Source organism: Anabaena sp. FACHB-595 (genome assembly GCF_048568275.1).
Taxonomy (GTDB): Bacteria; Cyanobacteriota; Cyanobacteriia; order Cyanobacteriales; family Nostocaceae; genus Trichormus.
The window spans coordinates 5,278,828-5,291,643 of the sequence record NZ_CP183473.1; the positions used below are offsets into that span (position 1 = coordinate 5,278,828).

General features: G+C 39.8%; 11 protein-coding genes. 2 read left to right on the forward strand and 9 right to left on the reverse strand.

Annotated features, from left to right (window positions below; translation table 11 throughout):
• The first annotated feature begins 30 nt into the window (after positions 1-30).
• Positions 31-615 carry a Uma2 family endonuclease gene (locus ACN222_RS22005; RefSeq protein WP_010998540.1) on the forward strand — a complete coding sequence of 195 codons (585 nt, stop codon included), beginning with the start codon at positions 31-33 and terminating at the stop codon, positions 613-615.
• Positions 616-654: 39 nt separating this feature from the next.
• Here ACN222_RS22005 and ACN222_RS22010 read toward each other — a convergent pair whose 3' ends face one another.
• From ACN222_RS22010 to yhdJ, 6 genes are all read right to left on the reverse strand, one after another.
• Positions 655-2,133 carry an NB-ARC domain-containing protein gene (locus ACN222_RS22010; protein ID WP_044522173.1) on the reverse strand — a complete coding sequence of 493 codons (1,479 nt, stop codon included), beginning with the start codon at positions 2,131-2,133 and terminating at the stop codon, positions 655-657.
• A gap of 92 nt (positions 2,134-2,225) precedes the next feature.
• Positions 2,226-2,588: a type II toxin-antitoxin system RelE family toxin gene (locus ACN222_RS22015; protein WP_044522174.1), complete on the reverse strand. Its 363-nt coding sequence runs from the start codon at positions 2,586-2,588 to the stop codon at positions 2,226-2,228.
• Entirely contained in the window at positions 2,578-2,835 is a 258-nt protein-coding gene (locus tag ACN222_RS22020; protein WP_044523269.1) for a hypothetical protein, read from the reverse strand. Before ACN222_RS22020 ends, ACN222_RS22015 begins: the two co-directional genes overlap by 11 nt.
• Before the next feature lie 112 nt (positions 2,836-2,947).
• Positions 2,948-3,118 carry a hypothetical protein gene (locus ACN222_RS22025; protein ID WP_010998544.1) on the reverse strand — a complete coding sequence of 57 codons (171 nt, stop codon included), beginning with the start codon at positions 3,116-3,118 and terminating at the stop codon, positions 2,948-2,950.
• A 105-nt stretch (positions 3,119-3,223) separates the two neighbouring features.
• Positions 3,224-4,369: a hypothetical protein gene (locus tag ACN222_RS22030; protein ID WP_010998545.1), complete on the reverse strand. Its 1,146-nt coding sequence runs from the start codon at positions 4,367-4,369 to the stop codon at positions 3,224-3,226.
• A complete protein-coding gene (gene yhdJ / locus ACN222_RS22035) occupies positions 4,350-5,237 on the reverse strand; it encodes an adenine-specific DNA-methyltransferase (RefSeq protein ID WP_010998546.1) in 888 nt (295 codons plus the stop codon). Before yhdJ ends, ACN222_RS22030 begins: the two co-directional genes overlap by 20 nt.
• Positions 5,238-5,487: 250 nt before the next feature.
• On the opposite strand from yhdJ, the gene ACN222_RS22040 reads away from it, so the two are divergent.
• Complete coding sequence (locus ACN222_RS22040) at positions 5,488-7,950, forward strand: VIT domain-containing protein (RefSeq protein WP_010998547.1); 2,463 nt, start codon at positions 5,488-5,490, stop codon at positions 7,948-7,950.
• Positions 7,951-8,000: 50 nt separating this feature from the next.
• Here the strand turns inward: ACN222_RS22040 and ACN222_RS22045 are convergent, their stop codons facing one another.
• From ACN222_RS22045 to ACN222_RS22055, 3 genes are all read right to left on the reverse strand, one after another.
• A complete protein-coding gene (locus ACN222_RS22045) occupies positions 8,001-10,229 on the reverse strand; it encodes a dynamin family protein (RefSeq protein WP_010998548.1) in 2,229 nt (742 codons plus the stop codon).
• A gap of 114 nt (positions 10,230-10,343) precedes the next feature.
• Positions 10,344-12,425 (reverse strand): dynamin family protein, encoded by a 2,082-nt coding sequence (locus tag ACN222_RS22050; RefSeq protein ID WP_010998549.1) that lies wholly within the window; start codon positions 12,423-12,425, stop codon positions 10,344-10,346.
• A gap of 23 nt (positions 12,426-12,448) precedes the next feature.
• A complete protein-coding gene (locus ACN222_RS22055) occupies positions 12,449-12,763 on the reverse strand; it encodes a DUF3040 domain-containing protein (protein ID WP_010998550.1) in 315 nt (104 codons plus the stop codon).
• Between the last annotated feature and the right edge of the window lie 53 nt (positions 12,764-12,816).

Genomic DNA, 12,816 nt, shown 5'->3' on the forward strand with positions numbered 1-12,816 from the left:
ATGGAAAATAAAGTCAGCTTTTAAAATATTATGCTGTCATCTTCCTTAGTGATCCAAATGCCGCCATCAATGCAAATGACAGACGAACAATTCTTTGATTTCTGTCAAGTAAATCGTGATCTACGCATTGAAATGAATCAATTCGGAGAAATATCAATTATGCCACCTACAGGTTCAGAGACAGGAAATCGTAACTTTAATGTAGCTTTACAGCTAGGAGTTTGGTCAGAAAAAGATGGTACAGGTATTTGTTTTGACTCCAGTACAGGCTTTACATTATCCACGGGTGCAAAACGCTCTCCTGATGCTTCCTGGATGAAAGTAGAACGGTGGAATGCTTTATCATCAGAACAAAAACAAAGATTTGCACCGATTTGTCCTGATTTTGTCATTGAATTGCGATCGCCTAGCGACAACCTCCAACCCCTCAAAGATAAAATGGCAGAATATATGCAAGAGCCAGGGGTACAATTAGGTTTTTTGATTGACCGCAAACATCGCCAAGTTTATATTTATCGTCCTGGTCAATCAGAAGAATGTCTAGAAAATCCTGAGACAGTTAGCGCACATCCAATTTTACCAGGATTTTCCTTGAATATGTCTAAAATTTGGTAATTCTCCACAACACCCCTACACCCCTACACCCTTAAACCCCTACACCCCTTTTTTTATAATTGTTGTGATATTACAAGCAATATAACCAGTTGCTAAAGGGGATTTATCATTTAAAAGTAATAAAATTTGTTGAAGATTCTGTACGAGATTTGCTCCATAAATCTGCCAGAGTTTTTCTTGTAGTTGATGCAAAATGCGATCGCCTACAATATCATCACTACCCGGACGCAATAACCAATGGGTTCGCAGAACTTTAAAATCAGCGATATCTTGACTCTGCATCACCTGAATTATCTCTTGAGTTGCACGTTCTACTAATTCATCAGTGACAATTTTCATCACCAGTGGTTGCAAGGTAAAAGCTGGTGCATCACTACAAATCCATTTTTCTAAAAGCGATCGCCTCTCCAAGCTGACAATTGCTGCTAAAACTGTGGCAGGATCAAGAGAAATGAGTAAATTAGTTTGCAATCGGCTAAAAGAAATGGGTTGTTGCCAGATTGCTAACCAATAGAGAATCTCTTGTTCTAAATCACTCAGTTGTTCAAATTGTTGTTGGAGGATAGCACGTAAGCGATCGCCAATTACTATCGTATTTTGACTCAGAAAAGCCGCAATATTCCCACCAAACACCGACTGAATCAATGGGGTGACAAGTTTTAGTGCTAAAGGATTACCGCGATAAAGTTGAATTAATGTTGATAGTCCGAGTTCCTTACCTGTGAATCCTCTCCCTTGCAATAGTTCTACAGCCGCAGCTTTTGGTAATCCTGTTAACGTGAGACTGTGAACAGTTTTTGTATTCGATTCAATGATGTTGGGTTGCTGACGACTGGTGAGAAGAATACAACTTTGATGGCGATCGAGGCTTAATTGCTGGATGAATTGATGATAGTGCTTTTCTGACTCATCCAAACCATCAAGTATTAATAAATACCGACGCTGTTGCAGATGGTGAATAAGTTTTGCTGTGTCTTGGGGAATATCATCAACAGGAGTTTCCTTAAAGGTGTGGAGAAGTCCATCTAACAGCGAAACCAGGGATGGTGCAGAATGAAGGGTTTTCCAGATTAAACCATCAAATTGTAACTGAAGGCGGTCAGCTAAAGCCAGTGCTAGAGCCGTTTTGCCAATGCCAGCAATCCCTGTAATAGTGATTAGTTTACAGCGATGGGCTAAAATCCATTGCTCTATCTGAGCTAATTCCTGAATGCGTCCATAAAAGCTTTCAACATCAGGTGCTTCATCCCAGTCGAGGTATTGTGTAGAGAGTTCCTCTAAGTCTGTATGAGGGATTTCTGCAATACTTTGCCAATCGTTAATGCCAACAGCCTGACAGATAGCGATGAAAATTTCTTGTTGAATGCGATCGCCTTGCCAAAATCGCCGTAAAGTAGCTCTAGAAGTGTGAGCATCTTGCCACCAACGCGCCGTGCTGGTTTTCGTCCAGCCAAGACGTTTTCGCGCCTTGTCTACAATGGTCAGTCCAGTCGTTGATGCTTTGAGCGAGTTTGACATATATCTGTTAAGTGAGCAGATTGTCTTGATATTTTTCTACTAGATGCTGTGTTTTAACATCGCCTTGCCACAATCTGCTGTGTATCCTAGTTTTAGCCTGAATCACCATAAAAATCAGCCAGAATATCTCGAATTTCATTAGCACCAATATCTTCTCGATCAGATTTAGAATAGATTGTTAGCAACACAATATTCGTGGGTGAATCAACTTGATAAATCAGTCGGTATCCAGCACTTTTACCTTTTTGGATATTACTGTTGCGAACTCTCACCTTGTAAACAAAATATTCTTCCCCAAATCCGCTAATTCTATCGCCTACAAAATCCCCTTGTTGTAACTGCTCGATAATCGGTTGGACATCAGAGCGAATCTTGCGGAATCTTTTTGAGAGTCTGTAAAGTTCTGCCTCAAACTCATCGGAGAAACGAATTGATACTGTGTTGTCACTCTGCATCAATTCTGTCCCATAGCTCACTAATTGGTCTTGTTTGACCCATCTTTGCTTGCTGTAAGGCTCTCCTCAAGCTGGCTTTAATTTCCTCAACTGGTGTATCGTCTGGGTCAAACTCTTCTGTTTCTTCCTGTTCTGGAATTAACACAATCACCCGTACTTGATCAGGGTAAGTTGTTCCCTGAATCGGCTGATCTAAAATTAAATTTCCTTGAGCATCTATTTTGCCAGTTACTTCGATCGCTTTCATCTTGGCTCTACCAGATTTTGTAGGAGATCCTAACACGCCCAAATACAAGCCACGCACCCTTCAATATCGGCAATCTATGCGATCGCCTCTTTATTCTAAAACCTGAATGCGATCACACAGTGATGTGTAGGCGATCGCCCTGCCAAAATCGCCGTAAAGTAGCTCTAGAAGTGTGAGCATCTTGCCACCAACGCGCCGTACTAGTTTTCGTCCACCCAAGACGTTTTCGTACCTTATCTACAATTGTCAGTCCAGTTGTTGATGCTTTGAGCGAGTTTGACATATATCTGTTAACTGAGTAGATTGTCTCTATTTTGCCTTAATATAACCTCCATTTGCGCTTGATAAATAGAGCAATAAATTAGCCATATGGGTCAATATAATGTTACTACTCTTCTAATATTTCATCTTCGGCGTTAACATATTCTTCTTCTACATTGAACTCGACTTTACTCTGTAAAACTATTTCCTCTATTACATTTCTACCTCTATTTCGTTCTAAAATTGTTTCAAGGCGACTCATTAATTCTGGAATGTTTATTACTTCTTCTATTGCCATCATATATCTATTGACAATAGCTTTAACTTTATATCTGATAGTTGCCTGTTCCTTAATTTTGTCCAATATCTTCTGAATTGGCTGCTCAGTTTTTACAACAAACGTAATTGGATACCTTTGAACCTTATCAATATCTAGAAAATACTTACCAGCATCTATAGTTTCTGTTACCTGAAAGAAACGACCAAGAGGTTTCATTACAAAGTCTATGCCGCCATCATTAGCATTTGTACGACCTGTCTTATAAAGTATTAAAGATTCAAGATTAATCTCGTCTAGAGACCAACCCCAATATATCTGTTGTTCACCATAATATTCTTTTAAAATCGCATAACTAACAATTTCAAAAACTCTAGCGTCTATATTTGGTCGTAGTAGATTTCGGATAAATGCTAAAGCACGTTCGCTGTCTTGTTGTATAGCCATCATTTCTTGGCAATAGTTTACAAAATCGTTGAATGCGTCCGTTCTAGCTTTCACATAAGCATCAATGATATCCTTAACAGCTTCAGCAATATTTACCTGAAAGTTATTAATTGTAAACCTTAGTAGATTTTCGTTGATCCAATATCGATTGGTTACTTGGTCTCTGATAATTGGAACATAAACAGATGTAGGAAAGTATTTTTTAAATTCTGCATTTAAGCGGTTATTTAGTGCATGATTTTGAAGTTTTTTACCAAAAGGTAGCTCTCTCTGTCTCTGAAATAAAACAGAGTATTGAACACCTTGATAATCCTCATAACCATTGTTTAGATGAAACTCTTTGTTCAAGTAGTCTTCAACTAGAACATAAATTGCATAGTGGTTAGCGAATGATGCTCTTGATTTTGAGCCACGGTTTGCAGCTTTAGTTTTAATATTTAAATACTGTAATAACTCACTATACTCTAATATTTGATTACCATAGCTAGGAAAATAAGAATTGAGAATTGCAACTATATTTTGGGTAAACTCATGCTGTGGTATCGGCATTAAAAAGGCTCTGCTGTAATGAATCTAAACTCTGATGACTTTTATTTCTGCTAATATGTGTTTTAATTGGTGGTGAAAGTTGTTCTCCCTTATATTCTTCCCAACCTAATACACGTCTTAAACCTATTTTCAAATATTCTTCTTGAGACTCTATACTAATTGATTTTCTCCCTAAACGCTTTGCTACAGAAGCAACTGTAAACGTCCCCGCAAAGGGATCTAATACCAAACTATCTTCATTGCTACTGGACAAAATAATTCTTTCTATTAATGATTCTGGTTTCTGTGAAGGATGATTTTCATATTCTGGCATCCGATATCTCACACGAGAAAAATACCAAACATTGCCAGGCACTTTCTCTGTATTGTATGGTGCTGGAACTGCCTTTCTATAATCAATTAATTTTCGTTGTGCGCCAGTTTTCGCTTCAATTTTGATTTCTTCTGAATTAAAAATATAATTACTTTTGTTCTTAACACAATGAAGTATCGGTTCATACATAGAACCGAAATACTTAGTTGCTTGAACTCCAGAACTATCATAATGCCATACTATTCGACTCAGAATTGTTAATTTCTGCCGCAAATAAATATCAAAATATGGCATGGCTTGTGTACTGGTCATAACATAAATAGTTCCGTGAGATTTTAGCACCCGAATGCACTCATCTAGCCATTTATAAGCCCAGTTTGCATATTCTTCCTCAGATTCCCATTTATCATGAAAGTTAGAGAAATGTTTTCCTATGTTGTACGGGGGGTCTATAAAAATAAGATCTACAGATTCACTTGGAATGTTACTTGACAAAATATTTAAGGCATCTCCATGAAATAAGATGTGTGCTTCGTCTTCATATGTTTCAAACATTATGTTATTAATCTATAAATAAAACTAAACAGGTTTAATATTATAGCTATTAATACTATTTTTAGTAAACAATATAAATAATTTAGAACAACTGTTTCAATTCTTGATATTCTGCACAAGCAAGCAGTATTTGGTACTAATGTGATAAGTGAACCAACTACTGAGCATCAAGTGAACACAAAACTGAGCATATCTGCCGAGTAAACGCGCTTACGCTAGAGACATAACAAAACAGCGCGAGGTAACGAATATGACTCAAACTATAGAACGCCAGGCTGGTGGCTTATATATTCAAACTCCTGAACAACAGCAAATTGCTTTCCCCCTGAAGCATACTGAAGTACAAGCCAAAATTGCGGGGAATATCTCACGGGTGGAAGTTACCCAAAGCTTTGAAAATCCCTTCACAACTACGTTAGAAGCTGTCTATATTTTCCCGTTACCGGATGAGGCGGCTGTTGATGATATGCTGATTCGGATTGGGGACAAGACTATTAAAGGTAGTGTTAAAAAACGCCAAGAAGCACAGCAAATCTACGAGCAAGCCAAGCAGCAAGGGCGCACCGCCGGACTGTTAGAACAAGAACGAGACAATATTTTTACTCAATCCCTCGCCAACATTCAACCGGGTGAGCAAATTGATGTGATTATTCGCTACTCTGAAAGTTTGAAATTTACTGCGGGTAATTATGAGTTTGTTTTCCCGATGGTGGTTGCTCCGCGTTACATTCCAGGGATACCAATTGAGGGAAATGCAAGCGGTGTAGGTTCGGCGACTGCACCGATGACGCAAAACCAAGATACAGATATAGTTCCTGATGGTTCACGGTTGAATGCACCTATCTTACCATCGGGTATGCGATCGCCCCACGATATTAATGTCACCATAGAAATCGATGCGGGGGTTAAGGTGCAAAATATCCAGTCTCCTTCTCACCAAGTTCAGATAAGTTATGCAGAAAAGCAGGTGTTGGTGAAGTTGGCGGGTGGGGATACTATTCCGAATAAAGACTTGATTTTACGTTATCAAGTAGCCGGCGAATCTACCCAAGCTACCGTACTCAGCCAAGCTGATGAAAGGGGTGGACATTTTGCACTATATCTAATTCCTGCGATTCAATATCGTCAGGATCAAGTGGTTCCTAAAGATGTAGTGTTTCTCATCGATACTTCTGGTTCGCAGATGGGTGCGCCACTAATGCAATGTCAGGAGTTGATGCGCCGCTTTATTAATGGACTTAATCCTGATGACACTTTTAGTATTGTTGATTTTTCAGATACGACTCGGCAACTATCGCCTGTTCCCCTCGCCAATAATGCCCAAAATCGCACAAGAGCCATCAATTATATTAATCAATTGAGTGCTAATGGCGGCACGGAAATGTTACGCGGGATTCGTGCTGTGTTGAATTTTCCCGTCACAGATCCTGGACGGTTGCGGAGTATTGTATTGTTGACGGATGGTTATATCGGCAATGAAAACCAAATCCTTGCTGAAGTGCAACAACATCTCAAGTCTGGAAACCGCCTTTATAGCTTTGGCGCGGGTAGTTCGGTGAATCGGTTTTTACTCAACCGCATTGCAGAATTAGGACGGGGGATAGCGCAGATAATTCGCCACGATGAACCAACGGATGAGATAGTCGATAAATTCTACCGTCAAATTAATAATCCTGTTTTGGCTAACATTAATTTGCAATGGGAAGGCGATGGCGATTCCCCAATTATTTATCCTTGCAACCCACCAGATTTGTTTGCGGAACAGCCGTTAGTTTTATTTGGTAAAAAGCCTGATGCGCGTGGGGGAAAACTGCACATTACGGGAATTGTTGCGGGTGGTACACATTATCAGCATACTTTTGACTTGAACTTTGAGGAAACTGGAAACCCCGCCATCGCTCAACTTTGGGGACGTTACCGCATCAAGGAATTGATGAATCTTATGGTGAGTGGTGAAACTAAGTTAGGAGTGGAAGCGGTGACGGATACGGCTTTGACTTATCAGATGTTGTCGCAGTATACAGCTTTTGTGGCGGTAAGTGATGATGTGCGAGTTGATTCGCTTCAAGAGACGGTTTCAGTGCAAGTACCTGTAGAAATGGCTGAAGGTATCAGCTATCTAGGTATTTTCGGGAGTGCTGTTAGTGCTGCTGCTCCCATCATGGCAAATATGGTATCTCCTGCGCCTGTTGTCCAACGTAAACGAAGCCTACTATCTCCAGGCGCACCGGAAGCGGAGAGTTTTCTGTTTGAACCACCTCCAGTAATAGCACCAGGTGAAGAACTGGAAAGTCTATCATTATACGATTTTTCCGGCGGCATTCTTGAGGAAGCACCACCACCAAAAATGTCGCGTTATGAAGAACAGTATCGTGCTTTCGATGAAAGTATTGAGGATGAAGAACCTTTTTTAGCGGAAATTTCGCCTGTTGAGCTTCTAGAGGTTGTGAGTGTGACAGGATTGGATCAGCAGATGATTGCTCTTCTGACTCAGTATTTAGAATCTCTCCCATTACATACAGCTTACAGTGGCGATTTAGTGTTTGAGTTGCAGATAAGTAAGGGACGAGTGAGACAGGTGTTGTTAGATGAGCAAGCTTCTACTTTCAAGGAACAGGAAGTAATTGATATTATCAGGCGATCGCTCATCTCCTGGCAACCCCCTCAAATACTCACAGCTACAGTTTTGCTAACGATTCGAGTGCAAGCATAAAATAATACCGGGTTTATCCCGGTTTTTTCTTCCTCTAAACCCCTACACCCCTATTTTTGATCAGACAATACTGTATAAGCTTCATTAAACAAACGCATTTTTTCTTGCGCTTGTTTTTGCATCTGCGGTTGATTTACAAATAAATCTGGATGCCATTTTTTGACTAAAGTTTTATAAGTCTGTTTAATATCAGCAAAAGCTGCATCTTGTGGTAGTCCTAAAACCTTATAAGCATGAGCAATTTTATCTTTTTCTGTTTGGCTTTGGGGTGGTTTAGGTGCTTGCGTATTTTGATTTGGTTGCTGCTTACCATTCTGATAACCAGGAGAACGCATCTCTGCTTTCATCCGTGCTATTTCCTCATCCATTTCCCATTTGTGAAACTTCGCTTCTAATTCGGCTGGATTAGGTGAGGGAGTAGTTTTTGGTGGTGGTGAATAAACTTGCTGCTTTGGCGGTTCAACTTTTTTCTCAGTAGTTTTGGCTGTATTTTCCTGTCGTGGTGGGTTAGGTGTAGCTGTAGATGGGCGAGTATATATGCGTTCTTGTTTTTGCCCAGATTTTTGTTGAGTTTGAGTAACTTGTGGCGTTTCTACATAAGGTTGATAGTTAGAAGAAATTTTAACTTTTGCTAACTCACCCAGTAGTTGATTAAAACCCTGTTGTAATAGTTGTAACTCTGCACGTTTTTTAGTAATTTCTTGTGGTTCTTGAGTAACTTTAAAGCAAATTACTTTTTCAGCTTGACGTTCGTATTCAGCTAAGATTGATAAGCCTTGATGGCTAAGATGAGAAAAATACTCTTCCGTTGCAGCTATACAAAGTTTGGCAACTTGTTGATGATAGGATTCCTTCGCCAATTGGTCATCTTGCTGTTGTACATTTTTGTTGAGTAAATAGGAAACACTACCAACCACAGCCGCACCAACAGGCCCACCTAATAGCCAACCGATACCACCACCGACAGCAATTGAACCTGGTTCGCTCCAAGTATCACTATGATCAGACTTAGGAGGTAGGGTAATAATTGGTTCACTAGGTAAAGGAATTAATAAATCTTCTGGTCGTTCTGCGTGGAAAAATTCATAAGCTTGATAGAGCCACTTCACGACAGATATTTGTAACTCATTCAAGTCTTTTTTCAGATTGTTTATTTGCCAAGATTTGAAATTATTTTCTGCCAAAGCAACAGCAGCATTGGCTTGGTATTTGGCAAGTAAATTAGGTAGAGATAGCCAATCGTTTAATTCAGAAATACTAGCAGCAAAGCCTCTGCTAATTAAATCTTGAGCCTTTTGTTTGATAGAAATTTTAGCATTGTATTTCTCATCAAAAGCATTAAACTCATTAGCAATAGGGTCAATTTTATGCTTTAATGATAATTGAATTTGGGATGCGATCGCCTCCACTCTTGGCAACCTTACACTACCCCGATTTTGTTGTAAGATACCCACAACATTTTGCAAAGCTGTTTCAAACGCCGCTAAACCGCTACTACTAGCCGCCGCCACATCACCTTTTAACCTGGCGCGTAAAGCAGGTAAAGCATCAACCCGATACAAATTACTGAATCCTGCTGGTAACTCAGCCCGGAAACTTTCTGCAACAAACCTGAGCCGACTTTGTACCTGTTGTTGTTCCTCCGGCTCCAGTAAATTAATAAAATTAGCAACAAAAATAACTGTTTTAATACCCCTATCCAATAACCAATCACGCAAATTTTCCCGTTCACCCAAAGTCATCAACTTGCGCGCATCCAGTAATTGCACCACCAAATCTGCACTCAATAATTGCTCCTTAACTAAATTATCTTGCTCCTCCCGATCATTAGTTCCTGGTAAATCAACAAACTCAACACCAGTTTCTAAAAACGGATGGGGACAAAAAACCTCTACAGATGCCACATCTCGGCGCATCTGTCTATTACCATCAAGAATAGCAAACTGCTGTAAAACATCGGTACCACTGCGATAGACTTCTGTACCGTCTACCAACATGATACGCGATCGCACACTAGAACCATACTTAACCGTAATAGCCGCCCCTGTAGTGGGAATCAAATCAATTGGTAAAGCACGACTACCCAAAACCGCATTTAACAAAGTAGACTTACCATGATTAAAAGGGCCAAAAACCGCAATCCGAAAATTAGGATTCTCTAAATAACCACATATAGACACCAAATCCTGATGTAACCGAGAAGTCCGTTCCAACCCCAACAAACCAGACGCAGACTTCAACACCTCAATCAAACTCCCATAACCTGCATACTGCTCCATACAACCCCTCTCCTCAATAAAAACAAAGAGAGAAGAAAAAACTCCCCTCTCCTCTTACATCTCTGCGCCCCTCTGCGCCAACCTCAGCGCCCCTCCGCGTTAAAAAAACCTCATTTAGCCATAATAAGCCAACAAATTACTATAAGCAGCCTCAATATTTTGCAACTGAGCAATCACATCCTCCTGCAAACTCTTAAACCTTTTCAACTCACCTTCCCGATTAATTTCCCGTGTTTCCTTCTGCTTCAGTAAATTATCTAACTCCGACTTCCGAGCAGTAATATCGTCATTAATCCGTTTACTCACTTCCCTTTCATAAGCATCAAAACATTCCTTCACCGCATCATATACAGTTTGCGATTGTTCATGTGCTACCTGTGGGAGATATTTAACTAACTCCTTCTTCGCAGTTTTCACCAACTCCTTCCGCGCTTGGTCTGCTTGTAAAAAGCCTACACCCAAACCAAGTAAAGCAAATCCGATAGGGCCGAGAAATACCCCTGTAACGGCCGTAATGATTCCCCCAATCCCAACCACAGTAAAGTAATTTAACAAAATATTTTTCCAATCAAAGCCAGCACCAGCTAACGCCACACCCGCCAAATTTCCGCGAGACAAAGATAACAATCCCATCGCCCATTTTGCCCAACTAGGAGATTTATCATCTTCTGTGGTGGTTGTAGGATTAACCGTAACTTTTTGTCCCGTAAGTTTTTCGGTTATTTGGTCTGTAACTTGGCTGTAAGATGCACCATATTGGAATGCACTGCGGGAAAGTTCTTTAAAAGCCACATTGATATCTTTTTCGGCTGTCAAAGTCCAAGCCGCAAATTTATCAGTAATGTATTGCTCAAAGGCTTTTTGTAGTGCAGTATTAAACGCTTCCCGCTTACCATTACTCAGAAAATCTAACAGATTTAACTCTGGTTGATAGCGTAAAAAATCAGTTTCAAAAGTATTACCCAAATTTAAAACATAGCTGCGGAAAGATTCTGAGACTTTGCGCGCTTGGGTATCCCTAGTAGTGAAAATTTCCTTTTGAAATTGGTCACGAATATGATTGAGTTTGGTAAACTCCGGTTCAACAGAATCAATCCGTTTCTTTAATTCATCCACATCTTGGTCTAGTAATGGTAAGCGTCTCCCAATTGCTTCGCGGGTATGGTTGACAGCTTGTCTTGCTAATGTTCTGGCTTGTCGTAGTTCTGCGATCGCCCGTTCTCTGGTAAGAAATGTATTTAGAGAACCCATAAACTCAGGAAAGCCGGTTCCAGTTAAATCCGCTTGGGAATCCTTCAACCGTCGCCGCAGTGCTTGAATTGATGACAGTTCAAACACCCTCTCATCATAAATATTTTGACCATCTACATAACAATATTCTGTCAAGTTCGCCTTAAATACTTGTCGTAGTCTATCTTCTGACGCTTTTAACTCATCTACATCATCAGGATCAATCAATGATTCCTTCACCTGATCCCAAGCATTAATTAAAAAGAAAACAGATAACCCCCGACCTTTAATGTAGTTTTCTAAATAACGACGCTCCCCTAAAGTACAAGGTTGGGAAGCTCGCATAACAAATAAAATTGCATGACAGTTATTGACATATCCCAAAGATAATTCGTTTCGTGCTTCCGTGTCATTTAACCCAGGACTATCAACAATTTCAATCCCCTTTTCTAGTAAAGTCAGAGGATATTCTACAACTGCATAATCAACGTCAGGAAAAGCTTGTTTTTTCTCTTGTTCTAACTTCTTTGCTTCCGCCGGATCAATAGTGTATTTATATTTAAAGCTTTGAAAATCTAAGGTTTGTGGGCTTTTGCCATCATTAAAGTGAATTGTAACTTTTTTTTCTGCCCCGTAGCGTAACACTGTTAATACTGCTGTGCAAGGATTAACATCACTAGGTAATAAATTTTCTCCAATCAAAGCATTAAGAAATGTACTCTTACCCCGCTTCATATCGCCTAAAACCAATAAGCGAAATACTCCTTTTTTCAGGTTCTTACTTGCTACAGAAATATCTTCTAAATCTCTTTCTAAACTTAACTTACCTGATGATGTGTCCCCAGCTAATTCTGCTTGATTAATTGTGTCAGATAATTTTTGTAAACAGACCGCAATCTTAGAACGCACTTGAGCAACACGTTCTAAATCCTGAATAAATTTATCAGTTGCTACTTGATTAACCACAATAATTACACCTTAGTTAAGAATTATTTTTTTCGAGATACAAAAAATAGCTGGTAAGATACCCACCCCAGAGTTGCAATAATAATCAACCCGGCTAAAGCCGAAGCAATTCTGACTGCAACTAACGCCGCTACACCCAAAGCAAACAACTTTGCACCCAGAATTGCTTTTTTGATCCAGGGTTTTTGTTCTGGTTGGTGCTTGACTGTTTTATGAAAAGTAACATCGTTGGGAGAAATTTGTTGTTCTATTTCCCGCAACCGCAATTCTACTTCCTTCTCTCGTAGTATCCGTTCCCGTTGCTCAAGTTCCTGATGGCGATCGTTTGGAAATGTCATTGATGTCCACCCCGGCTAGGACGTTAATGATGATATTCACACTTATAAAACAA

Coding starts and splice junctions, on each gene's coding strand:
- ACN222_RS22010 (WP_044522173.1), bottom strand. CDS start 2,133: ATGTCAAACTCGCTCAAAGCATCAACGACTGGACTGACCATTGTAGAC.
- ACN222_RS22020 (WP_044523269.1), bottom strand. CDS start 2,835: ATGAAAGCGATCGAAGTAACTGGCAAAATAGATGCTCAAGGAAATTTA.
- ACN222_RS22015 (WP_044522174.1), bottom strand. CDS start 2,588: ATGCAGAGTGACAACACAGTATCAATTCGTTTCTCCGATGAGTTTGAG.
- yhdJ (WP_010998546.1), bottom strand. CDS start 5,237: ATGTTTGAAACATATGAAGACGAAGCACACATCTTATTTCATGGAGAT.
- ACN222_RS22025 (WP_010998544.1), bottom strand. CDS start 3,118: ATGTCAAACTCGCTCAAAGCATCAACAACTGGACTGACAATTGTAGAT.
- ACN222_RS22045 (WP_010998548.1), bottom strand. CDS start 10,229: ATGGAGCAGTATGCAGGTTATGGGAGTTTGATTGAGGTGTTGAAGTCT.
- ACN222_RS22005 (WP_010998540.1), top strand. CDS start 31: ATGCTGTCATCTTCCTTAGTGATCCAAATGCCGCCATCAATGCAAATG.
- ACN222_RS22030 (WP_010998545.1), bottom strand. CDS start 4,369: ATGCCGATACCACAGCATGAGTTTACCCAAAATATAGTTGCAATTCTC.
- ACN222_RS22055 (WP_010998550.1), bottom strand. CDS start 12,763: ATGACATTTCCAAACGATCGCCATCAGGAACTTGAGCAACGGGAACGG.
- ACN222_RS22040 (WP_010998547.1), top strand. CDS start 5,488: ATGACTCAAACTATAGAACGCCAGGCTGGTGGCTTATATATTCAAACT.